The sequence below is a fragment of the Allobosea sp. AAP35 genome (assembly GCF_001295925.1).
Classification (GTDB): Bacteria; Pseudomonadota; Alphaproteobacteria; order Rhizobiales; family Beijerinckiaceae; genus Allobosea.
In genome coordinates this window covers 20,161-46,480 of sequence record NZ_LJHQ01000065.1, presented here as the reverse complement: position 1 = coordinate 46,480, position 26,320 = coordinate 20,161, and the positions used below count along the sequence as shown (strand labels likewise).

The window sequence follows — 26,320 nt, the reverse complement described above, 5'->3', positions numbered from 1 at the left end:
TCCCTCGATCACCAACTTTCGCATCGGTGGACGCCGCCTACGGCGTCCCCTACACCCCAGATCCGGATCGGAGCGCCCGCCAGGCGCATCGGTTCGGGTTTCGCGATTCGGGGCTGTGCGAAAAACCGGTAGCCGGTTTCATCCGACATGCTCTAACTGGAAATTCAGGGCATGTCGCCGAAAAGGGGTCCGATCGCGGGCCCCGGCATGCCCGGGCTATCGACGGCCGGGGAGGCGCCACGCATGTTCTCGAAGATCCTGATCGCGAACCGCGGCGAGATCGCCTGCCGGGTCATCAAGACGGCGCGGCGCATGGGCATCAAGACAGTGGCGGTCTATTCCGACGCCGATCGTGACGCCCTTCATGTCGAGATGGCCGATGAGGCGGTTCATATCGGCCCGCCCGCCGCCTCCGAATCCTACCTCGTCATCGACAAGATCATCGCTGCCTGCAAGGCGACCGGCGCGGAAGCCGTGCATCCGGGCTACGGCTTTCTCTCCGAGCGCGAGGCCTTCGCCCAGGCTCTCAAGGACAATGGCATCGTCTTTATCGGCCCCAATCCGGGCGCGATCGCGGCGATGGGCGACAAGATCGAATCGAAGAAGGCCGCCGCCGCGGCATCAGTCTCGACCGTTCCCGGGCATCTCGGCATCATCGAGAGCCCCGAGCACGCGGTGACCATCGCCGACGAGATCGGCTACCCCGTCATGATCAAGGCCTCGGCCGGCGGCGGCGGCAAGGGCATGCGCATCGCCCATTCCGCCGGGGAGGTCGCCGAGGGCTTCGCGCGGGCGAAGTCTGAAGCGGCGTCCTCCTTCGGCGACGATCGCGTCTTCGTCGAGAAGTTCATTGTCGATCCGCGCCATATCGAGATCCAGGTGCTCGGCGACAAGCATGGCAATGTGATCCATCTCGGCGAGCGCGAATGCTCGATCCAGCGCCGCAACCAGAAAGTCGTCGAGGAGGCGCCGTCGCCGCTGCTCGACGCGGTGACGCGGGCGCTGATGGGCGAGCAGGCGGTCGCCCTGGCCAAGGCCGTGAACTATGACAGCGCCGGCACGGTCGAGTTCGTCGCCGGCCAGGACAAGTCGTTCTATTTCCTCGAGATGAACACGCGCCTCCAGGTCGAGCATCCGGTGACGGAGATGATCACCGGGATCGACCTCGTCGAGGAGATGATCCGCGTCGCTTGTGGCGAAAAGCTGCGGTTGACGCAGGCCGATGTGACGTTGAACGGCTGGGCGGTGGAAAGCCGGGTCTATGCCGAGGACCCGACACGCAACTTCCTTCCGTCGATCGGGCGGCTGGTGACCTACCGGCCGCCGGCCGAGGGCGCCGATGGCGACGCCACCGTGCGCAACGACACCGGCGTGTTCGAGGGTGGCGAAATCTCGATCCACTATGACCCGATGATCGCCAAGCTCGTCACCCATGCGCCGACGCGAAAGGCCGCGATCGAGGCGCAGGCGCGCGCGCTCGATGCCTTCGCGATCGACGGCATCCGCCACAACATCCCCTTCGTCTCGGCGCTGATGCATCACCCGCGCTGGATCGCGGGCGATCTCTCGACCGGCTTCATCGCCGAGGAATTTCCGGAAGGCTTCTCGCTGCCGGTCCCGCAAGGCGAGGTCGCGCTGCGGATGGCGGCGATCGCGATCGCCTGCGACCACAGGCTGAACCAGCGCAAGCGCCATGTCAGCGCGCAGATGGAGGGCTGGCGCAGGGTGTCCTTCGAGCGCACGCGGGTCGTCGTTCTCGGCGGGGAGCGATTCGAAGGCGAGGTCACGGAGCAGGGCGAGGCGGTTGTGATCGCCTTCGGGCCTCGCAGCCTGGCCGTCGTCAGCGATTGGCGCCCCGGGCAGCCGGTCTGGCGCGGCACGCTGGACGGGGTGGCGGTTGCCGCTCAGCTGCGCGCGATCCTGAACGGTTTCGCGCTCGGCCATGCGGGGGCCTATGCCGATGCGATCGTGCGGACGCCGCGCGAGGCGGAACTGGCCGCGCTGATGCCCGAGAAGGTCGCCGCCGACACCGGCAAGGTGCTGCTGTGCCCAATGCCCGGTGTGGTCAAGGCGATCTCGGTCACCGTCGGCCAGGAGGTCAAGGCCGGCGAGGCCCTGTGCATGGTCGAGGCGATGAAGATGGAAAACGTGCTGCGCGCCGAGAAGGACGCCACGGTGTCCAAGATCCTGGCTAAGGAAGGCGAATCGCTGGCGGTCGATGCGGTGATCATGGAGTTCGCCTGAGAAACGCTCGGGACACCCACCGTCGTCCGCTGCCCCTGTCGTCATTGCGGGCGAGCGCAGCGAAGACGCCGCTTCGCGGCTTGTCCGGATTGACGGCTTATGGGCAAGCTTCCTCCAAGGGCCGCAACGGAGACCATCGACCATGCTGACGATCTGGGGGCGCATCAGCTCCATCAATGTCCAGAAGGTGGTATGGGCCGCCGGCGAGGTCGGCCAGAGCTTCGAGCGCATCGATTGCGGCGGCGCTTTCGGGGGGCTGCGCGAGCCGGTGTTCCTGGCCAAGAACCCCAATGCCCAGATTCCGGTTCTGGAGGATGGCGAGGTCTGCATCTGGGAGTCCAACAGCATCGTGCGCTATCTTGCGGCGCGCTATGGCGCGGGCTGGATCTGGGAGGAGGATCCGGCGCGCCGCGCCGATGCCGACCGCTGGATGGACTGGATGCAGTCCGCGTTGCAGCCGGCGCTGATGCCGCTGCTGTGGGGCCTTGTCCGCAAGGTGCCCGAACATGCCGATCCGGCGAAGATCGAAGCCAGCGTCGCCAAAGCCGAGCAGCTGATGGAGATCCTCGACCAGCACCTTTCCAACCGCGGCTTTCTGGCGGGAGAGCGTTTCGGCATGGCTGACATTGCGGTCGGTTGCGGGGCGCATCGCTGGCTCAACATGCCGGTCGAGCGCGTCGCACGGCCGCATGTCGAGCGCTGGTACGAGGCGATTTTCGCGCGGCCTGCGGCGCAGCCCGCGCTTGTCCTGCCTGTCACCTGACATGATCGCGAGCTGCCTTGATCGGCGCGCGATCGGTGCCAAGATGCCCGCCATGACCAGATTTCGTCTTGCGCTGCTGTCGGTGGTTGGCGTCACCTTGCCGTTATGGGGGCCTGGAGCGGCCCTGGCGCAGGCGCCCGTGCCGCTCGCCGCCGACCGGGCGCAGTTGTCGGCCTGCCTGCGCGACAACCGGGCCGGAACTCCAGCCTGCATCGGCTCGATCGCGGTCGCCTGCGTCGGGGCCGCCAGCACGGATCGTCGCGGTGCGGAGGTCGGTTGTGCGCGTCGCGAAGAGGCGGTCTGGCGCGAGCGCCTGATTCAGGCGGTCCAGCAGAGCGGCCGGGCCCTCGATGCCGGCCAGCGCAGCCGGCTGGTGGCGCTGCAGCTGTCCTGGGAGGGGTTCATCGCCCAGAAATGCGCCTTCTACGGCTCGACACAGCGCGAGGGTCTGCAACTCGGCCGGCAGGCGGGCTGCGAACTGCGCGAGGTCGCGTCACGTACCCTGGAGCTGGAACGCACTACGATGCGGCAGGCCCCGACGCGGCGTCCGTCGCAACCGCCGCAGATCATTCGCTGATCCTGTTAGCAGGCTGTCAGCTTTCGCAGGCTAGAAGCGGTCGCTCGCCGCTGCCGCAGAAAGCTGCCCATGTTCTTCGTGCTCTCCAAGCTGGTCTGGTTCGTGCTCTCGCCGGTGAACCTGGCGATCCTGCTGGCGGGCCTGGCTGCGATCTTGTCCTTCACGCGGCTGGCCCGCCCGGCGCGCTGGCTCGGCGCTGCGGCGCTGCTGGCGCTGGTGCTGATGGCCTTCAGCCCGTTGCCGCGCCTCGTGGTGCGGCCGCTGGAAGACCGGTTTCCGCAGCAGGATGCAGCCAAGGGCCCGGTGGCCGGCATCATCGTTCTGGGAGGGCCGATCGGCATCGCTCGGGAGGATGTCGTGCTGCTTTCGGCGGGGGCGCGGATCACCAAGGGGGTCGAACTCGCCAGATTGCATCCGCAGGCCAGGCTGGTCTTCACCGGCGGGGCGGGCCATCTGATCTCGCCGGTGACGACGACCGAGGCCGACGGGGCGCGGCTCCTGTTCACCGGGCTCGGGCTTCCGCAGGAACGGCTCCTGTTCGAGGACAAATCGCGCAATACGCTGGAGAACGCCGTCTTTACACGCAGACTGGTCGATCCGAAGCCCGGGGAGCGCTGGCTTCTGGTCACCTCGGCCTGGCACATGCCGCGTTCCATGGGTGTCTTCCGCAGGGCCGGCTTCACGGTCGAGGCCTTCCCGGTCGATTTCCTGTCCGAGGGCGATTCCAAGGATTTCGTCCGGCCCTACATGCGCGCAGCGCGTGGCCTCACGATCGCCGATGACGGCTTCAAGGAATGGGTCGGTCTGCTCGCCTATTGGCTGGCGGGCTATACGGATGCGCTGTTTCCCGGGCCGTAGGGGCGAATGGCGAATGGACGGAGAGCTTCCTCGCCATTCGCTATTCGCCCCCCGGCATCCTCAACCGATAGACTCCCCGGAAATCATCCGGATCGACGGGCCTGCCCTTGCGGGTGATGACCAGCTTGCCCTCCTTCATCAGGCGCACCGCGACACGGCGGATCGGCTGCATCAGCGGACCCCAGCCGTCGGGATGGTCGCCGCCGAGCGCGCGGGCGGCTTCCGAGGGGCAGATGGTCTTGCCTTCCCCGCGTTGCGCCGTCAGCCCCAGGATCGTCGCTTCCAATTCGGTCTCGTCTGGCGTCGTCATGGTTCGGGCGTTGCCTGCGTCGTGTCGGGATAGCGGAAGACGCGGGCGGCGTCCGAGGCGAATTGTCGTCGGTACATCGCCACCAGCACAGCTCCGGTGAACAGGATGAAGGTGGTCGGCCCGAGGAACCAGCCCATATAGGCGAGCGCAAAGAAGAAGGCGCGCTGGCCGCGGTTGAAATGCCTGCCGCCTGCGACGTTCATTTCGGTCGCCTCATGGACCGCGCGTTGCGCATCCTCCGGCTCGTGGTTCTTGGCTGGGGGCAGCGAGCCGAGCAGGATCACGCAGTAGTTGAACAGCCGGTAGCTCCAGGCGAATTTGAAGAAGGCGTAGCCGAAGATCAGCGCCAGGCCGATCACCTTCATCTCCCAGGCAGCGCGGGTCGGCACGTTGCCGAAGGGCAGATCAGAGAACAGCGCCACGACGCGGTCGGTCGATTGCAGCAGCGTCAGCGTGCCGCCAATCGCGATCAGCGAGGTCGAGGCGAAGAACGCCGTGCCGTTCTGCAGGCCGTTCATGATCTGCGTGTCGACGATGCGGTTATCGCGACACATCGCCTCGCGAATCCAGCGGGCCCGACGCAGATTCATCCGCATGTTCAGGCTCTTGCCGGCATGCGGCCCCATCTCGACGGCGAAATGGTAGCCGATCCAGGCGGCGGCGAAGAACACCATGCCGATGATGTCGAGAGTTCCGAATCCGATCATGCCCTGCCTCCGGCGGGCACAGTGCTGCGCGGGGCTGCCAGCCGCAAGGCGCGATTGACGCAGGGCCGGACTCTGGCCACGGTGCCGTCCGTTTCGAAGGGAAGACCGCGATGCCGCAGACTATCACCAAGGGCTACAAGGCGCTGCTGGCGGAAGCGGAGGCGGTGGTGACGACGCTGAGCGTGGCGGACGCCCGGGCGCTGCTGGGTCGCGACGACGTCGTCTTCGTCGATCTGCGCGATCCGCGCGAATTGGAGCGGGAAGGGCGGATGCCCGAGGCCTTCCATTGCCCGCGCGGCATGCTGGAATTCTGGATCGATCCCGAGAGCCCCTATGCCAAGCCGGTGTTCCAGGAGGACAAGCAGTTCGTGTTCTTCTGCGCGGGCGGCTGGCGCTCGGCGCTGGCGGCGCAGACGGCGCAGGCGATGGGCTTGAAGCCCGTGGCGCACTTGGCCGGCGGCTTTGGCGCCTGGAAGAAGGCCGGTGCGCCGTTCGACGCAGCCGAGCCGAGCGACACGGCGTCGAAAGGCACCGCGTGAGCCCCGTCAACGTCGTCGTCGTCCTGCTGGTCGTCGCCTTTCTGTTCCGCAAGCCGCTGGTCCGGCTGTTCAACCGGCAATTCCCCGACCGGGCGAAGCGTCACCGCATCGTCGGCACGATCATCCTGGGCTTTGCGCTGGTGATCGCGATCCGCCTCGCGGCGCTGTTGTGGAAATGACGGCCGCTCACTTCGGCGCCAGCGCGCGAGGTCGCACGCCCTTGACCGGTCCCGGCGGCAGATCGGTGGCACGAGGAATCAACGCCTTCACATCCAGAGTCGGATGCTTCAGAAAGCGATTCAAGCCGGCTACATAACTCTCTGGCAGGGCCCAGTGTTTGGCGCTGGCGATGACGGTTTCCATATAGCCGGGCTTGGGCCGGCCGACCTCGCCGGAGCGGCCGATATAGACCAGTGAGCGCTTGGCGCCGCCGGCTAAGATCACCGGCTGGCTGATCTTGACGTAGAGCCCGCTGGCCAGCTCCTCGAACTTGTCGAGGCTGCGGATGTCGGCCAGCGCGCAATCCCAGAGCACGCCATGGACCTCCTCGCGCGGGTCGCGGATGACCGAGGCATAGCCGTCGCGGGTAATGATGAAACGGTGGCGCGGCAGGCGGGCCAGCCCGAGCGGTTTCGAGCGCGGGCAGCGCTGCGCCATGCCGGCGGGGTCCATGTTGAGGCCGTAGGCGAAGTAGAGGGGCATTTAGGCTATCCCACTTTCCCCTCGAAAGCTTTAAACAGCGTTGCGATGGACGAGCTGATTATTTCACTTCGACTGGTCAAGAATGATCCATAATCTTTTCCCATGAATTCACTGTATGGGATAAGGTGGGACTCAACTCGTTTCTTCACCTCGGTCTCTCCGAGTGTCGATGCTTCAACTCGATCATAGAGATATAGCTGAGGACCCTTATCGGATATTGTGCGATTGGTAGGCTGTGAAATATATGCGCAATTCAGTGCTCTATTTATCAAAGAGGCCGGTTGATCCGAGATGAAGTTTTTTGGGAACAGATGGTGAAGCTCTCTTGATTCGTGATTCCGAAGTGAAATCTCACTCCCATCAGCAAAATCATAGGCCCCAGTCCGAAGCGAAAGAGCCAGTATGGCACGGGCTAGCCTATCGCTACGCGCCGGCCATCCGGCCAATATTAGTGTCGATTCGTCGGGGAGCGGGTAGAATCTCTCGTCAAAAATTTCGACCTTGGATTTATCATTATCAGAAAAATATTGTGTTATCTGCTTTAGATCAGCAAGGGCTCTCGTCGATCCTGTTTTTTCATATCGGTTCGTCAAGAATCCTTTCCACAGATACTCCTTGCTGATTATCCGTAGATTTCCTTCGTTGTCTAATTTCACTGGATGCTTAGCCCATATTGCTGCAACAACGTGAAACGCTATTTCTGTGGGGAGCGTTTTTTCTGAATAAATTCGCTCTTCTTCTAATATTGCAATAGCGCGTTGTATTCCGCGCTGTAAGTCCGAGAAATTAGTTATTAGCTTAGCAGCAAACTCTGGCTCTAAAAAGGTCCGGCGGACAGGCGGTTTGTCGAGAAAAAGCGCAGCGATAGACAAAATTGCTTCTTCGATATTCGAGTATTTTTCCAATTCTGGAACTGCGCTCTTTAGTTGCGCAATTCTGTTATGAAGCGATTCACCCGTGGCGGCTTCAGCTTGAGCAACAACAATATCAAATGGAGCAAGAGGTGTTCCAGATGTGTTTAATCTTATAAAGACATCTAGTGCTACCGCCGGCTTTGTTGTGCTAGGTAGCGACAGGAATGGTATATTGAAATTCGCAAAAAGATTACGAAGAGTATTAATTTTGTCCATTAATTCGATTTGTATTTCAGCGCTACTGTTGCTCGCTTCTTTGGCCCATGTCCGGGCTCGTGTCTCGGAGTCGCTGGTTGGAGCCAGTAGATTTACAGGAATCAGTTTCCGCGACCAGATCGCTAGTGGGTCGTGTATCCACTGAGGATATATTTGGCCGCCTTTAAGGTATTTATTGGTTCCCGTTATTGTAAAATCGGAATCTATATCTGAGTCCGGTTCGAGATTTACAAAATAAAACCTATCATCATATTGGTCTGTCAGCGATTTCCACAAGGCTGTTAATCGTTGTTGGCCGTCCAATAGGTGTTCAGTAACGCGCTCCGGGTTCGGCACTTCGACATTTGGTAGGTACCGTGAAACGAAAGGCTCCGGACCCGCGACCTCGAGCGTGAGAACCGATCCCGCAGGAAGCTGACTAACGACGCTTTGTAATAGGCCCTCGACTTGTTTAGTGCCCCACGACTCGTGACGCTGAAATCGTGGAAGTTTGATCTGGCCGAGAGAGATGCGCGGAAACCATTCTTTGAGCGGCCTGTTCCGGGCTTCCATAGACACCTCGCGTCACGATGTGATTCGAATTACAATCAAGCGTTCCAAAATAGTACGCTTGTCCATCTTGAAATTCACCTCGTCTTCTCGAACAATTCCCGGCCGATCAGCATGCGGCGGATCTCGCTGGTGCCGGCGCCGATCTCGTAGAGCTTGGCGTCGCGCAGCAGGCGCCCGGTGGGGTAGTCGTTGATGTAGCCGTTGCCGCCGAGCAGCTGGATGGCGTCGAGCGCGATCTGGGTTGCCTTCTCGGCGGCGATCAGGATGGCGCCGGCGGCGTCCTCGCGCGTGGTTTCGCCGCGGTCGCAGGCCTTGGCGACGGCATACACATACGCCTTGCAGGCGTTCATCATCACATACATGTCCGCGAGCTTGCCCTGGACGAGCTGGAACTGGCCGATCGACTGGCCGAACTGCTTGCGCTCATGGACATAGGGCATGACCACGTCGAGCGCCGCCTGCATGATCCCCAGCGGCCCGGCCGCCAGCACGACGCGCTCATAGTCGAGCCCCGACATCAGCACATTGACGCCGCGCCCGACGCTGCCGAGCACGTTCTCCTCGGGCACCTCGCAATCCTGGAACACCAGTTCGCAGGTGTCGGAGCCGCGCATGCCGAGCTTGTCGAGCTTCTGGGCGGTCGAGAAACCCTTCATGCCCTTCTCGATGAGGAAGGCGGTGATGCCTTTCGAGCCGGCCTCGGGGTCGGTCTTGGCGTAGACCACCAGCGTCTCGGCGATCGGCCCGTTGGTGATCCACATCTTGTTGCCGGTCAGGACGTAGCGGTCGCCGGTCTTGATCGCCTTCGTCTTCATCGAGACGACGTCGGAACCTGCTGATGGCTCCGACATGGCGAGCGCCCCGACATGCTCGCCGGAGATCAGCTTGGGCAGGTATTTCGCCTTCTGGGCAGCGCTGCCGTTGCGGGCGATCTGGTTGACGCAGAGGTTCGAGTGGGCCCCGTAGGACAGGCCCACCGAGGCCGAGGCGCGGGAGACCTCTTCGATCGCCACGACATGCTCGAGATAGCCAAGCCCCGCGCCGCCATCCTCCTCCTTCACCGTGATGCCGTGCAGGCCGAGCGCGCCCATCTGCGGCCAGAGATCGCGCGGGAACTGGTTCGTCGCGTCGATCTCCTGGGCGCGCGGGGCGATCTTCTCCTGCGCGAAGGCATGGACCGTGTCGCGGATCGCGTCGGCGGTCTCGCCGAGATCGAAATTGAAGGGGCGCGGCGCGTTGGCGAGCATGGTGGACCTCCCGGTGGGCCTGCGCGTCGGGCGCGCGGCGGTTAGGGAGGTTATAGCGCGGATGGCGCCCAAGTCAGCGCGCGCGGATGCGACCTTGGTTTGGCATCGGCGCGCAGGGCCGCGAACGGATCGTCGTCAGCCGCCGATCACGCCGCGCCGCCGCAGCAGGATGAGCGTCAGGAGCGCGGCGGTGACGCAGGTCAACGCGACGAAGACCGCGCCGAGATCCTGCTCCATCCAGGGCAGCCCTTTCACATTGATGCCGAACAGGCCGGTGATGAAGGTCGCGGGCATGAACAGCGCGGTGAGGATCGAGAGTGCGTAGAGCTGGCGGTTGGTCTGGCTTGCGGTGCGGGCGCTCATCTCGTCCTGCAGCAGCCTTGCCCGGTCCTGCACCGACTGGACGTCGTGATGCAGCCCTTCGATGCGCTGCAGCAGGCGCCCTGCGGCGGCCTTGACCGCCTCGGGCGCCTTGCGGCCGGAATTGCTTTCGGCAAAGCGCCGAAACAACAGATGCAGTCCGCCGAGCTGGCGGCTCAGCCTCACCGCCATGCGGCGCACGGAGCCGACACGGGCAGGGGCTTCGTCGAAGCGGTCCTGAAGGACGTGATCCTCGACATCGTCGGTCTCTTCCATCAGCCGGACGACCGCTTTGGTGACATCGTCGATGATGTATTCGATGATCTGCTCGAACAGGGCGACCGAATCCTCGACCGGTTCGCCGCGGTTGAGCGCTTCGGCGGCGAGGCGGGTTGATTGCAGCGCGTCGCGCCGCCCGGTCAGCAGCAGTCGCGCGCCGACGATCCAGTAGAGCGGACCGACCCTGTCGGTATCGGCCGCGATGTCGCGCACCAGATCATGCGAGACGCCCCAGACGAAATCGGCGGAATGATCGAGCCGCTGATGGCTCTCGGGCGAGATGAACATCTCCTCGGCCTCGGCCGGCAGCCAGGGCTGTTCGGCGACCCAGGCCTTGGCGCGGCTGTGGACGAGATCGAGATGGATCCAGACGAACCCCTCGGCCGGATCGACCGGGGGCACGGTTTCGCGCTCGACCAGCAGCGGCGCGCCGTCGGCATCGAAGCGATAGGCCCAGACCATGCCCATGCGGGACTGGGCGTCGGCGGCGATGGCGAGCGGGGAGGTCATCGGGATGCTGAACGATGCGGGTGAGTCTAGCGGCGAGCCCTGCGCCCGCCTCGTGACGTTTCGATGACAGTACCGCTAGGCCTGGTCGCGGGTGCGGGGCGGCATCGTGTCAGTCGCGCTGCGCGGTGCGCTGCGGGATTCGCGCCGGCGGGATGGGACGCAGCGCCGCGCCGCCGGCGGCCTTGGTCGCCCGCGAGCCCGCGGATGTCGCTGGCGGCTTGCGCCCCGCGATCAGCGGGCCGCTGCCGTGCCATGTCCGCGTACCGATGTCGAAGCGACCTTCGCGCCAGGCCGCGAACTGGCTTTCGCTGCCGAAAAAGGCATTGCGATCGACGTCGCCGGTGATGCCGGGCACGCGGCCGGTGGTGGTGAACTGCCAGAACTCCCACTGCTCGCGCTTGTAGCGATGCTTCAGCGGTGCGGCGGTCGAGCGCAGCCAATAGGGATAGTCGTTGAACTGCCCCTCGAGGATGTCCTCGTGGAAATTGATGTCGGTGTAGATGATCGGTTTCTTGCCGGTGTGCTCATGCAGGGCGGCCAGCATGATGCGCATCTTCTCCAGCGCATCCTCGCGCGAGACCTTGCGGGCACATTGCGAGCCGTTCTGCCATTCGACGTCGAGCACGGGGGGCAGCGCGTCGGGGTCGCGCGGGATGTGGCGCTTGAACCAGCGGACCTGCTCGCGCGCCGGGCGGCACCACCAGACGAAGTGGTAGGCGCCGCGCGGGATGCCGGCCTTCTTCGCGCCGGCCCAGTTCTGCCTGAAGTTCGGATCGAGATGGTCGCCGCCTTCCGTCGCCTTCATGAAGACGAAGCGGGTGCCGGCATCCTTGACCTTGTCCCAGTCGATCTCGCCCTGCCAGCGCGAAATGTCGATGCCCTGGATCGCCTGGCGGCGCGCATCGCGCACGCCGTGATGGGGCGAGGCATCGCTTTTCTTGGGGTAGAGGGCGGCGGCAGGGGCGGCCAGGCCGGTCAGCAGGCCGCACAGCGCCAGGGCGCCAAGCGCAGCCCGCTTCAAGATCCTCGATCGCACCGGCATCTCCTCACTCCTTGCGTCGTCCGTCGAATTGCGGCGGTGGCGGTTAAGAGCCGGTTAGATTTGGCGCCAATGCGCCTTGCTTGTTTCAGCTTTGGTTAACCGGGGAGGGGCGGTCCGGTGCGTGCCGGTGATAACGCCTGCGTCTGACAGCCGGCGCGATGACCTGTCACTGTGTCTCGGCGACCTCGTCGTCGGGCGGCTGAAAGGACGAGGCGACAGGGGCGACGCTGCCGGGAATGCGCGCCACCACCGGCGAGGGCGTCGGAGCCGCCGGCCGCTCGGGACCGGGGCTCGGCTGGGGCGGCACGCCCTTCTGCTTGTCCCAGCGGCGTGTGCCGATGTCGAATTCGCCGGTGCGCCAGCCAATGAACTCGCCCTCATTGCCGAAGAAGGCATTGCGATCGACGTCGCCCTTGATGCCGGGCACACGGCCGGTCGTGGTGAACTGCCAGAATTCCCAGGGCCGGCCGTTATAGCGTGTCTCCGGCAGTCCCGCAGTCGAGCGGATCCAGTAGGGGTAATCGTCGAACTGCCCTTCGAGCACGTCCTTGTGGAAGGTGATGTCGGTATAGATGATCGGCTTCTTGCCGGTGAGCTGCTCGAGCTCGGTCAGCATCAGCTGGATCTTCTCCAGCGCGAGATTGCGATCGATCTTCTTCGGGCAGCTTTTCGAGTGGCCGTTCCACTCGACGTCCAGAACCGGCGGCAGCGCGTCGGGGTCGCTGGGGATATGCTGCTTGAACCAGATCGCCTGCTCATGGGCAGGCCGGCACCAGTAGACGAAATGATAGGCGCCACGCGGAATGCCGGCGCGGCGCGCCCCCTCCCAGTTGCGCTGGAAGGCGGGATCGACATGGTCGCCGCCCTCCGTCGCCTTCATGAAGACGAAGCGGGTCCCGGCGCCCTTGACGGCCGTCCAGTCGATGTCGCCCTGCCAGCGCGAGATGTCGATGCCATGGATCGGGTAGGCATGGGCCTGCGCCACGCCGGGATGGGGACGGGCATCGCCCTTGGCAGGGTAATGCCCCTCCATGGCCACGCAGCCGCCAAGGACCGCGAGAGCGGCGGCGGCGAGACAGGATGCTGGCTTGAAGAGGTTCATGCGACGACGGTTCATATCGCGCAAGATCGTGGAGAAAACTTGACGGCGCGTTTACGCTGTCGCGCTTTTCGCCTGATCGGGCGCAGGGCGCCCACGCGGTGGCGTCCAGCCACGTCGAACCACAGGGCGCGACCGGACCGGCGCTCTTCAGATATGCGCCAGCCAGATCGCGGCGATGCCGAGGAATGAGAAGAAGCCCACGACATCGGTCACCGTGGTGACGAAGGTGCCTGAGGCGATGGCGGGATCGACCTCCAGGCGATCGAGGATGACGGGGATCGCGACACCCGCCAGGGCGGCGGCCAACAGGTTCAGCACCATGGCGATGGCGATGACGACGCCAAGACCCTGGCTGCCGAACCACAAGGCCGCGACGCCGCCGGTGATCAGCGCGAAGCCGACGCCGTTGATCATCCCGACGATCATCTCGCGGGTGAGGAAGCGGCGCAGGTTCCAGGAGCCGAGCTGCTGGGTCGCGAGCGCCCGCACCGTTACCGTCATCGTCTGCGTCGCGGCATTGCCGCCCTGGCTGGCCACCACCGGCGCAAGAATGGCCAGCGCCACAACCTGCGACAGCTGCGCCTCGAACAGGCTCATCACGGCGGCGGCGAGAAACGACGTGCCGAGGTTGACAATGAGCCAGCTGAATCGGCTGCGGGCGATTTTGGGAACGGGATCGGACAGTTCCTCGTCCGCATTGACGCCGCCGAGCTGCTTGACGTCGTCGTCGGCCGCATCCTCGATCACATCGACGATATCGTCGATGGTGAGCACGCCGACGAGCCGCCCGGCATCGTCGATGACGGGCGTAGCGATGAGATTGTAGCGCTGGAACAGGCGCGCCACGTCCTCGATGTCGTCGGTCGCCTTCACGGCACGGCTGTCCTCTTCGACGAGGGTCGCGATCGCCACCGGCCTTTGCGTGCGCAAAAGCCGGTCGAGCGGGACCGAGCCGACGAAGTGATGAGCGGGGTCGGCGACGAGGATTTCGAAGAACCGTTCAGGCAGGTTGTCGGTCTGGCGGAGATGGTCGATCGTCTGACCGACCGTCCAGAAGGCCGGCACGGCGAGGATTTCGCTTTGCATGCGCCGGCCGGCGCTGTCCTCCGGATAGTCGAGGCCCTGCTGCAGGACGATGCGTTCGGCCGGGGTCAGGCGGTCGAGCACCTCTTTCTTGTCGGCGTCGTCGAGGTCCTCGAGGATGTAGACCGCGTCGTCGGTGTCGAGGTCGCGCACGCCTTCGGCCACTGTCTGGGCCGACAGCGTCTCGAGAATCTCCTCGCGAATCGAATCGTCGACCTCGGTCAGGGCGGTGAAGTCGAAGTCGCGACCAAGCTGCGAGATCAGCCGGGTGCGCTCATCGCGGTCGAGCGCCTCGAGCAGCGCGCCGAGATCGGCCTCGTGCATGTCGGCGACGACGTCGCGCAGCGTCGTCAGATCCGACAGCGCCAGCGCCTGCGAGACCTGCTCGACCAGGCCGGCGTCGATCGCCCCGTCCTCGTCGCGGATCGGACGATCGAGCGTTTCGCCCGGAGCCTTTTCGGTGTCCGTCATGGGCCCGCTCCGCGCTTTGCGATGGTGGAAAAGGAATGCGGCCGAACCCTAGGATTCGGTGCCGTGCCTGACGCCCTTGTGTCAGCGGCCTCCCGCCGTTGCAATGCAGCACGCTCGATCGGGGATAAAAAGCTCGTGGGCCCAAACGCGAACGGCGACCCCGAAGGATCGCCGTTCGCCGGGCCGAAGCCCCCAATCTGGTGCGGTCAAGAGGACTCGAACCTCCACGGGTCTCCCCGCTACCACCTCAAGGTAGTGCGTCTACCAATTCCGCCATGACCGCGACGGCTCCGACAATCCGCGCTGACGCGGTGAACTCCGGAGCGGCGCGGGTCTAGCAAATCGAATCCCTCGCCACAAGGGGCCTGCGCAGGAAAAGGCGGTCAGGCCGCCGCAGCGACACTTTGCAGGCTGTAGACGGTCGGTCGCTTGAGCATCTGGGTGATCTCGACCGAGATCCTCGAGCCGCTGACGACGACGATTCCCTTGGCGAAGGGGTGGTTGTTGGCGAGAATCTGGACCTCGTCGGTCTCGCTGGCATTGAGTTCGATGATCGCGCCGCGGCCCATGCGCAGCAATTTGTAGATCGGCATCCGGGCGGAACCCAGGACGACGGTCAGTTCGACGGGGACGAGATCAAGATCGGCCTTCAAGTCGTGCCTCCGAAACCCTACTTCAACATTCGACCAACGAAACTTGCCTGTTCTCCGAACGGGGAGCATGAGGCGGGCCGCATCCTCAGTCCCGAGGTTGGTCGCAACAGGGTTAATGCGCAGTGAAGACCCGCGAGACGCTCGCCGAATTGTTCCGGAGCGAGGCTGGCTGCGCGCCGGTCGAATGGGTCGTGGCCGACGGCCTCGTCGGCTATGACGATGCGGTTGCGCAGATGGAGCGCCGTGCCGGGCTGATCGCCGACGGGCTGGTCCCCGAGCGCGTCTGGCTGGTCGAGCATCCGCCGCTCTACACCGCCGGCACCTCGGCGAAGGACGCCGATCTGATCGCGCCCGAGCGCTTTCCCGTGCATCGCAGCGGCCGGGGCGGGCAATTCACCTATCACGGGCCGGGCCAGCGCGTGGCCTATGTCATGCTCGATCTGAAGCGGCGCGAGCCGGACCTTCGGCGCTTCGTCGCGGCGCTCGAATCCTGGCTGATCGCGACGCTCGACGGTTTCAACGTCAAGGGCGAGCGGCGCGAGGACAGGGTCGGCGTCTGGGTGCGCCGGCCGGAGAAGGCGGTGCGTGGTGGGCACGCGATGGCCGAGGACAAGATCGCCGCGATCGGCATCCGCGTGCGACGCTGGGTCTCGTTTCATGGCATCTCGCTGAATGTCGAGCCGGAGCTGTCGCATTTCGACGGGATCGTGCCCTGCGGCGTCAGCGAGCATGGCGTGACCTCGCTGGTCGATCTCGGCCTGCCGTTGACGATGGCGGATGTGGATGTCGGGCTGCGACGGGAGTTCGAGCGCATCTTCGGGCCGACGGTCTCCGCGCCGGCCGGCTGAGCGCCGGCTTCGGCGCGCGGGGCGGTTTGCCCCGACCCTTGTGAGCATCGTCGCCGGTTGGCGTTTGCGCCGCGCCGCGCCATAACCCGGGCAAGCCTATTTCGCCTGGGAGGGCGCCGTGCCGGTCATCGAGAGCAAGGTCGATCTGAATTCGGTCGAGACGCAGGCCAACCGCCAAGCCTGGGCGGGGCTGCGCGCCGAACTCGAGGCACGGCGCGCGGCGGCTGCGCTCGGCGGCAATGAGAAGTCGCGCGAGCGCCATACCGCCCGCGGAAAACTTCTTCCCAGAGAGCGCGTGCTGCGCCTGCTCGATCCAGGCTCTGCCTTTCTCGAGATCGGGTCGCTGGCGGCGTACGGGATGTATGAGGGCGATGTCCATGGTGCTGGCATGATCGCCGGCATCGGCCGTGTCGCCGGGCGCGAGGTGATGGTCGTCTGCAACGACGCCACCATCAAGGGCGGCACCTATTACCCGATAACGGTGAAAAAGCACCTCCGCGCCCAGGAGATTGCCCGCGAGAACCGGCTGCCCTGCATCTATCTGGTCGATTCGGGCGGAGCCAACCTGCCGCACCAGACCGAGGTCTTTCCCGACAAGGAGCATTTCGGCCGGATCTTCTACAACCAGGCGACGCTCTCGGCGGAGGGGATTCCGCAGATCGCGGTCGTCATGGGCTCCTGTACGGCCGGCGGCGCCTATGTCCCGGCGATGTCGGACGAGACCGTGATCGTGAAGCAGCAGGGCACGATCTTCCTTGGGGGGCCGCCTCTGGTGAAGGCCGCGACCGGCGAGGTGGTGAGCGCCGAGGATCTCGGTGGTGCCGATGTCCATGCGCGGCTGTCGGGCGTTGCCGACCATTATGCCGGCGACGACAGCCATGCGCTGGCGATCGCGCGCCGCATCGCCTTCAACCTCAACAGCCTGAAGCGGCCCGACATCGACATCGCTGAAGCGGCCGAGCCGCTCTACGACCCCGCCGAGTTCGAAGGCGTCGTCCCGACCGATCTCAAGAAGCAGTACGACATTCGCGAGGTCATCGCCCGGCTGGTCGATGGTTCGGAATTTGACGAGTTCAAGAAGCTCTACGGCACGACGCTGGTCACGGGCTTTGCCCGCATCCACGGCATTCCGGTCGGCATCATCGGCAATAACGGCATTCTGTTCTCGGAGAGCGCTCTGAAGGGCGCGCATTTCATCGAATTGTGCTGCCAGCGCCGGATTCCGCTGCTCTTCCTGCAGAACATCACCGGCTTCATGGTCGGGCGCGATGTCGAGACACGCGGCATCGCCAAGGATGGCGCCAAGCTGGTCACGGCTGTTGCCACGGCCCGCGTGCCCAAGATCACCGTGCTGGTCGGCGGCTCCTTCGGGGCCGGCAATTACGGCATGTGCGGGCGGGCCTATTCGCCGCGATTCCTGTTCTCCTGGCCCAATTCGCGGGTCTCGGTGATGGGGCACGAGCAAGCGGCGAGCGTGCTCGGCACGGTCAGGCGCGACAACATCGAGGCGGAAGGGAAGAGCTGGTCGGCCGAGGAGGAAGAGGCCTTCAAGGCGCCGATCCGCGACAAGATCGAGGCCGAGGGCTCGCCCTATTACGCCACCGCCCGGCTCTGGGACGATGGCATCATCCTGCCGTCGGAGACCCGTCGCGTGCTGGCACTGGCCTTCTCCGCCTGCCTCAACGCCCCGGTGCCGGAGACGAAGTTCGGCGTGTTCCGGATGTGACGCCCTAACGGAAGAGGTGACCCGATCGCGTTCTCGCGCCGTAGATGAGCAAACGTCGCCGCTGCACGAGGCCGCTCATCATGTCGCTTCCCGCCTGGCTCACGGACGGCATGGCCGCGCTCAGGGCCTATGCGCATCATCCCGATCCGCGCGTCGCCACGGCCAATTTCATTGCCCTGCTGGTCGCCTCCAACCAGCCCTTCTACCCGCTGTATTTCTACTGGTCGGTCGGTCCCGAGATCGGCCCGACCGCCTGGACCTTCCTGTCGACGCCGTTCTTCCTGGCGGTGCCGGCGCTCTCGCGCTGGAACACGGTGCTGGGCCGGGCGCTGCTGCCGATAGCCGGCATCGCCAACACGCTGCTTTCGGCGAAGGTGTTCGGCGTCGCCTCGGGCGTCGAGATATTCCTCATTCCCTGCGCCGTGCTGGCGCTGCTGATCTTCCGGCCGTCCGAGCGCTGGATCGCGGCCTTCCCGCTCGCCGGCTTCTGCTTCCTGGCGTATTTTTTGTTCCATGACGCCTATGGCGCGCCGAGCCGCATCTACAGCGCGGCCGAGTATGCGGCGCTGCTGCGCCTCAACATGCTGAGCGCGGGAGGGCTCACCGCCTTCACCGCGCTCACCTTCTCGACGCTGCTGGCCGATGCGGAAGTCGCCTCAGCCAAAGCGCCGGGCGGCGGCGAAGCCCGCGACTGAAGCCGAGGCCGTCAGCAGCGTGCCCCAGATCATGTCGGCGACCGTGATAATGAGCGGCCAGTCGCGTAGGGTCGCGTGGTTGGTGAGGTCATAGGTGCCATAGGCGACGAAGCCGAGCGCCGCGCCGTGGAGCGCTGCGGTGGCGAGCCGCCCCGTCACGAGCGCCGGACGGATGGCGAAGAAGACGATGCCGCCGATATAGATGACGTAGAACGCCACGGCGGGCGCCAGCGCGAACTGGGGCGCAAGCATGTCGCCGAGCAGCGGCCGGTACAGAAGATTGGCCATGGTGGAAAGCCACACCGCGTCGACCGCGAGGAAGGCAAGGGCGGCGGCGGCATAGGCGATCAGGATGGTTTTCAAGGCATGTCTCCGGTTGCGGGTCTGGTGCTTCCTACGCCCCCGGTGCCCGGGGGGATCACATTCCGCGTGATCGTGAAACCGCTGCGACGGAAGCAGCGTATCGACAGGCCAGACCGATTGGGAGAACCGACCATGAAGCCGACCCTGGCTGCTCCGACCCTCATTTTGGCGCTTCTGGCGCCTCTGCCGGCGCTTTCCAACAGCCCCGACCCCAGCGGCGTCTGGCTGCGCGACGACGGCAATGCCCGCGTGCGGATCGCGCCCTGCGGCAGCGACATCTGCGCCACCAATGTCTGGATCAAGGACACCAGCGGCGGCGAGGAGGTCGGCGACCGGTTGGTGCTGACGCTGAAGCCCGAGGGGGCCGACACGCTCAAGGGGGAGGCCTTCGATCCCAAGCGCAACCGCCGCTTCGCCATGACCCTGACGGTCAAGCCCGACGGCCTGTCCACACGCGGCTGCATCGTCGGTGTGATCTGCAAGACGGTGACCTGGACGCCGGTGGAGTAGGGCGGGCGGGTCGACGATCGAACCAGCGGCCGGCCGCCGAGGCGCTGCGCGCCGGAGCGTGACGGGTCAAGTGGCCGCTGCGCATCGATGCGCCCAAAACGCGGCATCGATCTTTACGTTTGACTATCGATTTCGCTGTAACGGTTCCGGACTGACGTTGGTGTTCTCAAGTCTGGACGAGCCTGTTGTTTGCGCATCCCCCCGTGGTTCTGCAGCCCTCGGGCGAGGTCTCCATGGCCTTGTTCCCGATCGTTCGGCGCAATTATCTTCCCTCCCTGTTCGTTAACTTTGCGGCATCGGTCGCAGTAAGCTTGTCGGCGGCATCGGCCGGCGTGGCGTGGGTGTGGTGGTGGCTGGGTTTTGTTACCCTTGCCTCCCTGCTCCGGATCATCGTGCATGTGTGGACGGGAGGACGCGCGCCGTCCGAGGACGGTAGCGAGGCCGAGGCCCGGCGCCAGATCCTGATCGCGGGTCTCGGCATGCTGGTGGGGGCGGCCGGCTGGGCGGTTCTGGGCTGGCTTCTGCTGGCGTTCCCCGATCCTCTGGTCAGATACAGCACCAGCATCATCCTGGCCGGCATGGCCGCGGGTGCGATTGGCGTGCTGGCACTGTTTGCGCTGATTGGCCCGCTCTACATTTCCATCCTGATGGTTCCGGGCTGTGTCCGGCTAATGGCGTTCGGACAAGGCGAAGCGGTGACCGCTGTGATCGGTCTCGTTGGGCTGATCTTCACCGTTGTGATGATCGTGGCGCATCGGGGCAACCGCCTTCTCCTGATGCAGTCGGTGCAACTGGGGCAACGCAACACGGAGCTGATGGCGCAGGTGCTCGATGCAAACCAGACGCTCGAGAACAAGGTTCGCGAGCGAACCGAGACGCTGAAGCACCAGGCTTCGCATGACCTGTTGACGGGGTTGCTGAACCGACGCGGGCTGAGCGATCTGTTCAGCCTGGCCGCCGAGGGGCACTGTCAGGGCTATGTCTATTTCCTCGACCTGAACCGCTTCAAGCGAATCAACGATACGTTGGGCCATGAGGCCGGTGACTATGTGCTGCGAGAGGTGGCAGCGAGGCTCGTGGTGCGCCTGCCCCCAGATGCGATGGTCGGCCGCTGGGGTGGTGATGAACTTGTGATCCTCATCCCCGCGGCCAATGAAGCCGACCGGATCGACTCCCAGCTTGTCGCGCTCTTCGCCGCGCCCTTCGTGTTCTACGGCCAGACGCTGGACGTCAGCGCCAGCATCGGTGTCGCGCGCTGCCCTGAAAACGGGACAGGTCTGGAAGAGCTGATCCGGGCAGCCGATCTCGCCGCCGCCCAGGCAAAACGACAGGGCTCGGTCGTTCCAATCTGTTACGATCCGTCACTGGCCGCCGCCCTGGAGCGGCGCGAGCGCATTGCCGACGATATTCGCTCCGGCCTCGACGAACATCAGTTTTGGCTCGCGTTCCAGCCGATCGTGGGCGCCGCGACGGGCGAATTGCGGGCATTTGAAGCGCTGATCCGCTGGGCTCACCCCACGCTCGGTCATCTGTCGCCGGATGAATTCATCTCCATCGCCGAGGAAAGCAACCAGATCGGCGCGCTGGGCGCCTGGGTGCTGGACCGGGCTTGCGAGGCCGCAGCACTCTGGCACCGCTCCGGCATCCGCGCAGCGGTGGCGGTCAATTGCTCGGTCAGACAACTGGTGCAGCCGGACTTCATCGAGATCGTGCGCACGACGTTGGCCCGACATGGGCTGGCGGCCTCCTGGCTTCATCTCGAGGTCACCGAGTCGGTATTCATGCCGGCTAGCGACGCTCAGATGCTCGAGGTGCTCAACCAGCTGGACGCCATCGGCATCTGTCTTGCCGTCGACGATTTCGGCACGGGCTATTCCTCGCTGGCCCGCCTGCGCGATTTTCCGATTCGACAGATCAAGATCGACCGGTCCTTCATCGCCGATATCGATGGCAAATCCCGCTCGGTGATCGAAGGGGCGGTGTTGATCGCCCGACGGTTCGATCTGCAGATCGTCGCCGAGGGCGTCGAGACCCCGAAACAGGCGCAGGCGCTGCTGGCGCTGGGGATCGATGCGTTCCAAGGCTATCTCATCGGTCGCCCCGTCGAGCCGCCGCAGCCCGTCGTCAACTGCCCCTGGATCAGCATGGCGAAGGCGGGATAGGGCAGGCCCGGCCTGGCGACACGCGCGCAGGCCATCTGCGCGAAAGCCGGTTCCGTCTTACTCTGGCGCTGCTATGGTCGCCGACACCGTTTCAAAACGGTTGAACGATCAAGAAACCAGAGGATACGCCATGCCGTCCGCCAGCAAAGCCGCTCACACAAAGGTCGCGATCATCACCGGAGCCGGATCGGGCGTCGGGCGGGCCGTGGCGCTCGCCTTCCTGAAAGACGGCTACCGCACCGTGCTGGCCGGGCGCCGGATCGATGCGCTGGAGGAGACGATCGCGCTGTCGGGCGTGGACGCCTCGCAGGCGCTCGCCGTTTCGACCGACGTCACCGACAAGGCCTCGGTGGATGCGCTGTTTGCCAGGACGAAGGAAGCGTTCGGGCGGCTCGACGTGCTGTTCAACAATGCCGGCGTGAACGCGCCCGGCGGCATCATGCTGGAGGATCTCTCGCTGGAGGACTGGCAGAAGGTCGTCGACACCAACCTGACCGGCCCCTTTCTGTGCACGCAGGCCGCCTTCAGGCTGATGAAGAGCCAGGAGCCGCAGGGCGGGCGCATCATCAACAACGGCTCGATCTCGGCCCATGCGCCGCGGCCCAATTCGGTCGCCTATACCGCAACCAAGCACGCCATCAACGGCCTGACCAAGACGGCCTCGCTGGACGGGCGCAAATACGGCATCGCGGTCGGCCAGGTCGATATCGGCAATGCCCTGACCGAGATGGCGCGCAAGATGACCACCGGCGTGCCGCAGGCCGACGGCTCGATCAAGGTCGAGCCGGTGATGGATGTCGACCATGTCGCGACGACCGTGCTGCACATGGCGAGCCTGCCCCCGGAGGCCAATGTGCTGTTCGTCACGGTGATGGCGACGAATGCGCCGTTTGTCGGGCGCGGGTGAGGGGCAGGCTGCTTCCGGTTTCGTCGTTGAAGCGCTCCGTCATTCCGGACGCAGCGAAGCGGAGCTCCGGAATCCATCGTAAAGCACTGCGCCTATGATGGATTCCGGATCGGCACCGCTTCGCTTGCCCGGAATGACGGTGAGGGTTTGAGGGATGGCTGAGCCTCACGACAATGCCGTGCCCGTCGCGCCGCGCATCGCCCGCGCCTACACCCTGACCATCTGGGGCATCGCGCTCGGCATCCTCGTCTTCGCCAGCGGCGTCGTGGCTTACGCGCTCGCGGTGGGCAATGCGCAATTGTTCAAGGATGGCGTCGACTGGGTCTATGACGTCGCGCTTTATGGTATCGCGGCGGTGGTGTTCGGGCGCGATGCCCGGGCCGAGCGGCTGGCGGCGCTGGCGATCGGCGCGGTGATGGCGGTGGCGGGCTTCCACACGCTCTACGACCTCGCCGCCAAGATCGCCGTGCCGCGGCCGATCGAGATCTGGGCGCTCGGCTTCTCGGCCGGCAGCGCCGTGGTGATCGCGGTCTTGATCGTCGCCGTGCTCTGGCGCTTCCGGGGCGAGGACAATCCCGTCATCAAGGCGACCTGGCTGTCGTCGCGCAACGATGTGATCTCGACGACGGGTTTTGCCCTGGTGGGGCTGGCGGCGCGCGTCGCGCCGGTGCGTTGGCCGGAATATGTCTTCGACGTCTTCGTCGCCGGGCTCTGCTTCCAGGCGACCTGGGCGATCTGGCGTTCGCTGCGCGTGAAGCCTGCCGATGCGCCTGTGCACAACAAGGCGGCGACAGCACCCGTCGGCGGGCTATAAAGGCGGCACGCCTGCGCAGGAACGACGCCCGAGGACCGCCGCCCATGACGATCGCCGAGACGCTGCCCTCCATCCTGATCGCCAATCGCGGCGAGGTCGCCTGTCGCGTCATCCGCACGGCCAGCCGGCTGGGCCTGCGCACCATCGCGGTCTATTCCGACGCGGACGCCGAGGCGCTGTTCGTGCAGATGGCCGATGAGGCCTATCATATCGGCCCCGCGCCGGCCCGCGAGAGCTATCTCGACGGGGCCAAGATCCTGGCGGTGGCGAAGGAGTCCGGCGCTGCCTGCATCCATCCGGGCTACGGCTTCCTCTCCGAGAATGCCGATTTCGCCGAGGCCTGCGCGCAGGCGGGCATCGTCTTCGTCGGGCCGCCGGCCTCGGCGATCCGCGCGATGGGATTGAAGGACGCCGCCAAGGCGCTGGTCGAAAAGGCAAATGTGCCGGTGGTGCCGGGCTATCACGGCGCCGAGCAGGGCGTGGAGTTCCTCGCGAAGGAGGCCGAACGCATCGGCTATCCCGTGCTGATCAAGGCGGTCGCGGGCGGCGGCGGCAAGGGCATGAAGAAGGTGGACCGCGCGGCGGATTTTGCTGACGCGCTTACCAGCGCGCAGCGCGAGGGGCAGAGCGCCTTTGGCGATGCCCGCGTGCTGGTCGAGAAATATGTGCTCTCGCCGCGCCATGTCGAAATCCAGGTTTTTGGCGACAGCCACGGCAACGTCGTGCATCTGTTCGAGCGCGACTGCTCGCTGCAGCGCCGCCACCAGAAGGTCATCGAGGAGGCGCCGGCCCCGGGCATGACCGACGAGGTCCGCGCCGCGATGGGCCGGGCCGCGACCGAAGCGGCGAAGGCGGTTGGTTATGTCGGGGCGGGCACGGTCGAGTTCATCGCCGACGGGCGCGAGGGCCTGCGCGCCGACCGGTTCTACTTCATGGAGATGAACACGCGGCTGCAGGTCGAGCATCCGGTGACGGAGGCGATCACCGGGCTCGATCTGGTCGAACTGCAGCTGCGGGTCGCGGCCGGCGAGAAGCTGGGCTTTTCGCAAGGCGATGTGACCGCCACCGGGCATGCCGTCGAGGCGCGGCTCTATGCCGAGGATCCGGAGAAGGGCTTCCTGCCCTCGACCGGCAAGCTCTGGGCGTTGCAATTCCCGGAGGGCGAGGGCATCCGCATCGACACCGGCGTCGAGGCCGGCGATACGGTGACACCGTTCTATGACCCGATGATCGCCAAGATCATCGCCCATGGCGCGACGCGCGACGAGGCGCTCGATCGTCTCGGCGCGGCCCTGGGGCAGACGGTGGTCGCGGGCCCGCGCACCAATCTCGCTTTCCTGAAGAAGCTAACGGAGGCGCAGGGCTTCCGCGACGGCCCCTTCGACACCGGCTTCATCGAACGCAACATCACGGCGCTGGGGGCCGAGCCGCAGCCGCTCGACGCAGCGGCGGTGGCGGCCGCTGCGCTCCAGCTCGAGGAGGAGCGCGAGCTTGCCGGCGTGATGCAGGCAGCCGAGCGTGTCGATGGCGAGCATCGTTCGCCCTGGCTCGTAGCAGACGCCTTTTCGCTGATGCCGCGCCCGGCGATTGGGCTGCCGCTGCTGGTCGATGGCGAGCGGGTCGAGGCGCGGATCGAGTGGCATGATGAGGGCGCCCACATCAGCCTGCCGGGCCATGATATTGCCGAGGGCGAGCACGAGATCGCGCTGGCGCAAGGCGAGCGGGGCACCTGGCTGGCGCTGCATCGCGGCCGGCAGACTTCTGTGGCTCTGTTCGATCCGTTCAGTGTGGATCTCGACGCGGCAGCCGGTTCCGGCGGCGTGATCAAGGCGCCGATGCACGGCAAGCTGATCGCGCTGTTCGTTGCGGCCGGTGACGCGGTGGTGAAGGGCCAGCGGCTCGCCATCGTCGAGGCGATGAAGATGGAGCATGTGCTGGTGGCCCCGCGTGACGGGACTGTGAGCGAGGTCGCGGGCGAGGCGGGTGCTCAGGTGGCCGAGGGCGCGAAGGTGGTGGTGCTGGGGGACTAAAGGTGGTGGTGCTGGGGGACTAGCTGAGTCGTTGGAGTCGCTTGCGGACGGTTCCTCATTTGGAATCGCGTTCATCGGCTCTTTTCCCGCAGAGCAAACACGTGCTCCGTCATTCCGGGCGAGCGCAGCGAAGACCCAGAATCCATCGTAAGGCATGACGGTGCTCTATGATGGATTCCGGAGCTGCGCCGCTACGCGGCTTGTCCGCAATGACGTCGCGTGTTGGATGGGTCTTGGCATTCGCGTTTTGACGGGATCGCCCGCTCACATCCGCCCGATCACCGGGAACTGCTCGACCTCGTAGATCTGGCCCGAGACCGGGGCGCTCTGGTCCGACAGCCAGAAGGCGGTATGGGCGGCGATCTCGGCCGGCTGCATGATCTGGCCGCTCGGGGCCTGGCGGAGGGGCACATGGTTCTCCCAGCCCGGCGCCTTTCCCTCCTTCTGCTGTGTCGCATCCTCATTGGCGGTGAAGGTCCAGCCGACATTGAGCTGGTTGAGGCGGATGCGCTCGGGGCCGAGCGCGTCAGCGAGGTTGCGCGTCATCGTCATCAGCGCGCCCTTGGACATGGAATAGACGGTGAGATTTTGCTGTCCGCACCAGGCGTTGATCGAGCCGATGGTCACGATCGATCCACCCGAGCCCTGCCGGCGGAAGGCGCGGATCGCAGCCTCGGCGCAGAGCAGCGGCGCGCGCGCGTTGACGGCGAAGACCTTGTCGAAGAAGTCAGCCGTGGTCTCGCCGATCGTGCCGCGCGGGTACATGCCGGCATTGTTGACCAGCCCATCGATGTGCCCGAACGCTTGGACCGTCGCATCGACCAGCGCCTGCGCCGTGGCCGGATCGGCCAGATCGCCGGTGGCGCCCTTGGCGGCGGTGCCGAGTTCGCGGCAGGCATCGTCGACCTCGGCCTGGTCGCGGCCATGGACGAGGACCTTCGCGCCATCGGCGACCAGCCGCTCCGCCATCGCCCGGCCGATGCCGTTGGTCGAGCCGGTGACGAGGATGGCCTTGTCGTTGAGCCCGTGCATGTCTGTCTCCGTTCGATCCAATGTCTCGTCGGCGGTGCTGAATCATCGTCATTGCGAGCGCAGCGAAGCAATCCAGGCGGACATAGTGCGAAACGCTGGATTGC

The 26,320-nt window shown here is 65.3% G+C and carries 26 protein-coding genes and 1 tRNA gene; 14 read left to right on the top strand and 13 right to left on the bottom strand.

Annotated features, from left to right (window positions below; translation table 11 throughout):
* Window positions 1-243 precede the first annotated feature (243 nt).
* The 4 genes from IP69_RS19055 (at window position 244) to IP69_RS19040 (ending at window position 4,442) form a co-directional block, all read left to right on the top strand.
* Window positions 244-2,244, top strand: a complete 2,001-nt coding sequence (locus IP69_RS19055; protein ID WP_054144413.1) for an acetyl/propionyl/methylcrotonyl-CoA carboxylase subunit alpha — start codon at window positions 244-246, stop codon at window positions 2,242-2,244.
* A 142-nt stretch (window positions 2,245-2,386) separates the two neighbouring features.
* Entirely contained in the window at window positions 2,387-3,007 is a 621-nt protein-coding gene (locus IP69_RS19050) for a glutathione S-transferase (protein ID WP_054144412.1), read from the top strand.
* A gap of 52 nt (window positions 3,008-3,059) precedes the next feature.
* Window positions 3,060-3,584: a lysozyme inhibitor LprI family protein gene (locus tag IP69_RS19045; protein ID WP_197279964.1), complete on the top strand. Its 525-nt coding sequence runs from the start codon at window positions 3,060-3,062 to the stop codon at window positions 3,582-3,584.
* 69 nt (window positions 3,585-3,653) lie between these two features.
* Window positions 3,654-4,442 carry a YdcF family protein gene (locus tag IP69_RS19040; protein WP_054144410.1) on the top strand — a complete coding sequence of 263 codons (789 nt, stop codon included), beginning with the start codon at window positions 3,654-3,656 and terminating at the stop codon, window positions 4,440-4,442.
* Between the two features lie 40 nt (window positions 4,443-4,482).
* Here IP69_RS19040 and IP69_RS19035 read toward each other — a convergent pair whose 3' ends face one another.
* Both IP69_RS19035 and IP69_RS19030 read right to left on the bottom strand, forming a co-directional pair.
* The gene (locus IP69_RS19035) at window positions 4,483-4,752 is read right to left on the bottom strand and encodes a DUF3253 domain-containing protein (RefSeq protein ID WP_054144409.1); all 270 of its coding nucleotides are present in this window, start codon (window positions 4,750-4,752) and stop codon (window positions 4,483-4,485) included.
* Window positions 4,749-5,459: a DUF599 family protein gene (locus IP69_RS19030; RefSeq protein ID WP_054144408.1), complete on the bottom strand. Its 711-nt coding sequence runs from the start codon at window positions 5,457-5,459 to the stop codon at window positions 4,749-4,751. Before IP69_RS19030 ends, IP69_RS19035 begins: the two co-directional genes overlap by 4 nt.
* Before the next feature lie 110 nt (window positions 5,460-5,569).
* On the opposite strand from IP69_RS19030, the gene IP69_RS19025 reads away from it, so the two are divergent.
* Together IP69_RS19025 and IP69_RS19020 are read left to right on the top strand one after the other, a co-directional pair.
* The gene (locus IP69_RS19025; protein ID WP_054144407.1) at window positions 5,570-5,998 is read left to right on the top strand and encodes a rhodanese-like domain-containing protein; all 429 of its coding nucleotides are present in this window, start codon (window positions 5,570-5,572) and stop codon (window positions 5,996-5,998) included.
* Window positions 5,995-6,177, top strand: a complete 183-nt coding sequence (locus tag IP69_RS19020) for a hypothetical protein (protein WP_054144406.1) — start codon at window positions 5,995-5,997, stop codon at window positions 6,175-6,177. The genes IP69_RS19025 and IP69_RS19020 overlap by 4 nt, the downstream gene beginning before the upstream one ends.
* A gap of 7 nt (window positions 6,178-6,184) precedes the next feature.
* On the opposite strand, the gene IP69_RS19015 is transcribed toward IP69_RS19020, so the two are convergent.
* The 9 genes from IP69_RS19015 to IP69_RS18980 form a co-directional block, all read right to left on the bottom strand.
* Window positions 6,185-6,700, bottom strand: a complete 516-nt coding sequence (locus IP69_RS19015) for a gamma-glutamylcyclotransferase family protein (protein WP_054144405.1) — start codon at window positions 6,698-6,700, stop codon at window positions 6,185-6,187.
* Window positions 6,701-6,705: 5 nt separating this feature from the next.
* Entirely contained in the window at window positions 6,706-8,382 is a 1,677-nt protein-coding gene (locus IP69_RS21565) for a DUF262 domain-containing protein (RefSeq protein ID WP_082359473.1), read from the bottom strand.
* Between the two features lie 74 nt (window positions 8,383-8,456).
* Window positions 8,457-9,629 carry an isovaleryl-CoA dehydrogenase gene (locus tag IP69_RS19010; protein WP_054144404.1) on the bottom strand — a complete coding sequence of 391 codons (1,173 nt, stop codon included), beginning with the start codon at window positions 9,627-9,629 and terminating at the stop codon, window positions 8,457-8,459.
* Window positions 9,630-9,764: 135 nt separating this feature from the next.
* Complete coding sequence (locus tag IP69_RS19005) at window positions 9,765-10,778, bottom strand: CorA family divalent cation transporter (RefSeq protein ID WP_082359472.1); 1,014 nt, start codon at window positions 10,776-10,778, stop codon at window positions 9,765-9,767.
* Window positions 10,779-10,887: 109 nt separating this feature from the next.
* A complete protein-coding gene (locus IP69_RS19000) occupies window positions 10,888-11,814 on the bottom strand; it encodes a GH25 family lysozyme (RefSeq protein ID WP_248306901.1) in 927 nt (308 codons plus the stop codon).
* Window positions 11,815-11,986: 172 nt separating this feature from the next.
* Window positions 11,987-12,922: a GH25 family lysozyme gene (locus tag IP69_RS18995; RefSeq protein ID WP_248306900.1), complete on the bottom strand. Its 936-nt coding sequence runs from the start codon at window positions 12,920-12,922 to the stop codon at window positions 11,987-11,989.
* A 147-nt stretch (window positions 12,923-13,069) separates the two neighbouring features.
* A complete protein-coding gene (gene mgtE / locus IP69_RS18990) occupies window positions 13,070-14,476 on the bottom strand; it encodes a magnesium transporter (RefSeq protein ID WP_054144402.1) in 1,407 nt (468 codons plus the stop codon).
* 198 nt (window positions 14,477-14,674) lie between these two features.
* Window positions 14,675-14,759, bottom strand: a tRNA-Leu gene (locus IP69_RS18985).
* A 100-nt stretch (window positions 14,760-14,859) separates the two neighbouring features.
* Window positions 14,860-15,129, bottom strand: coding sequence for a FliM/FliN family flagellar motor switch protein (locus tag IP69_RS18980; protein WP_054144401.1), 270 nt, complete (start codon window positions 15,127-15,129; stop codon window positions 14,860-14,862).
* A 122-nt stretch (window positions 15,130-15,251) separates the two neighbouring features.
* Here IP69_RS18980 and lipB point away from each other — a divergent pair, with 122 nt between their 5' ends.
* The 3 genes from lipB to IP69_RS18965 all read left to right on the top strand — a co-directional run bounded on the left by lipB (window position 15,252) and on the right by IP69_RS18965 (window position 18,398).
* Window positions 15,252-15,977 (top strand): lipoyl(octanoyl) transferase LipB, encoded by a 726-nt coding sequence (lipB, locus tag IP69_RS18975; protein WP_054144400.1) that lies wholly within the window; start codon window positions 15,252-15,254, stop codon window positions 15,975-15,977.
* A gap of 118 nt (window positions 15,978-16,095) precedes the next feature.
* Window positions 16,096-17,703 (top strand): carboxyl transferase domain-containing protein, encoded by a 1,608-nt coding sequence (locus IP69_RS18970; protein WP_054144399.1) that lies wholly within the window; start codon window positions 16,096-16,098, stop codon window positions 17,701-17,703.
* An 80-nt stretch (window positions 17,704-17,783) separates the two neighbouring features.
* Entirely contained in the window at window positions 17,784-18,398 is a 615-nt protein-coding gene (locus IP69_RS18965) for a hypothetical protein (protein ID WP_054144425.1), read from the top strand.
* On the opposite strand, the gene IP69_RS18960 is transcribed toward IP69_RS18965, so the two are convergent.
* Window positions 18,360-18,761, bottom strand: a complete 402-nt coding sequence (locus IP69_RS18960) for a DUF2177 family protein (RefSeq protein ID WP_054144398.1) — start codon at window positions 18,759-18,761, stop codon at window positions 18,360-18,362. The genes IP69_RS18965 and IP69_RS18960 overlap by 39 nt on opposite strands.
* 132 nt (window positions 18,762-18,893) lie before the next feature.
* On the opposite strand from IP69_RS18960, the gene IP69_RS18955 reads away from it, so the two are divergent.
* The 5 genes from IP69_RS18955 (at window position 18,894) to IP69_RS18935 (ending at window position 25,184) form a co-directional block, all read left to right on the top strand.
* Window positions 18,894-19,271 carry a DUF2147 domain-containing protein gene (locus tag IP69_RS18955; RefSeq protein ID WP_054144397.1) on the top strand — a complete coding sequence of 126 codons (378 nt, stop codon included), beginning with the start codon at window positions 18,894-18,896 and terminating at the stop codon, window positions 19,269-19,271.
* 233 nt (window positions 19,272-19,504) lie between these two features.
* Complete coding sequence (locus tag IP69_RS18950) at window positions 19,505-21,433, top strand: GGDEF domain-containing phosphodiesterase (protein WP_156323545.1); 1,929 nt, start codon at window positions 19,505-19,507, stop codon at window positions 21,431-21,433.
* Window positions 21,434-21,563: 130 nt separating this feature from the next.
* Window positions 21,564-22,340 (top strand): SDR family oxidoreductase, encoded by a 777-nt coding sequence (locus tag IP69_RS18945; protein ID WP_054144395.1) that lies wholly within the window; start codon window positions 21,564-21,566, stop codon window positions 22,338-22,340.
* Window positions 22,341-22,494: 154 nt separating this feature from the next.
* Window positions 22,495-23,154 (top strand): cation transporter, encoded by a 660-nt coding sequence (locus IP69_RS18940; protein WP_054144394.1) that lies wholly within the window; start codon window positions 22,495-22,497, stop codon window positions 23,152-23,154.
* A 44-nt stretch (window positions 23,155-23,198) separates the two neighbouring features.
* Window positions 23,199-25,184 (top strand): acetyl-CoA carboxylase biotin carboxylase subunit, encoded by a 1,986-nt coding sequence (locus IP69_RS18935; protein WP_054144393.1) that lies wholly within the window; start codon window positions 23,199-23,201, stop codon window positions 25,182-25,184.
* 264 nt (window positions 25,185-25,448) lie between these two features.
* On the opposite strand, the gene IP69_RS18930 is transcribed toward IP69_RS18935, so the two are convergent.
* Window positions 25,449-26,216 (bottom strand): SDR family oxidoreductase, encoded by a 768-nt coding sequence (locus IP69_RS18930; RefSeq protein WP_054144392.1) that lies wholly within the window; start codon window positions 26,214-26,216, stop codon window positions 25,449-25,451.
* Window positions 26,217-26,320: the final 104 nt, after the last annotated feature.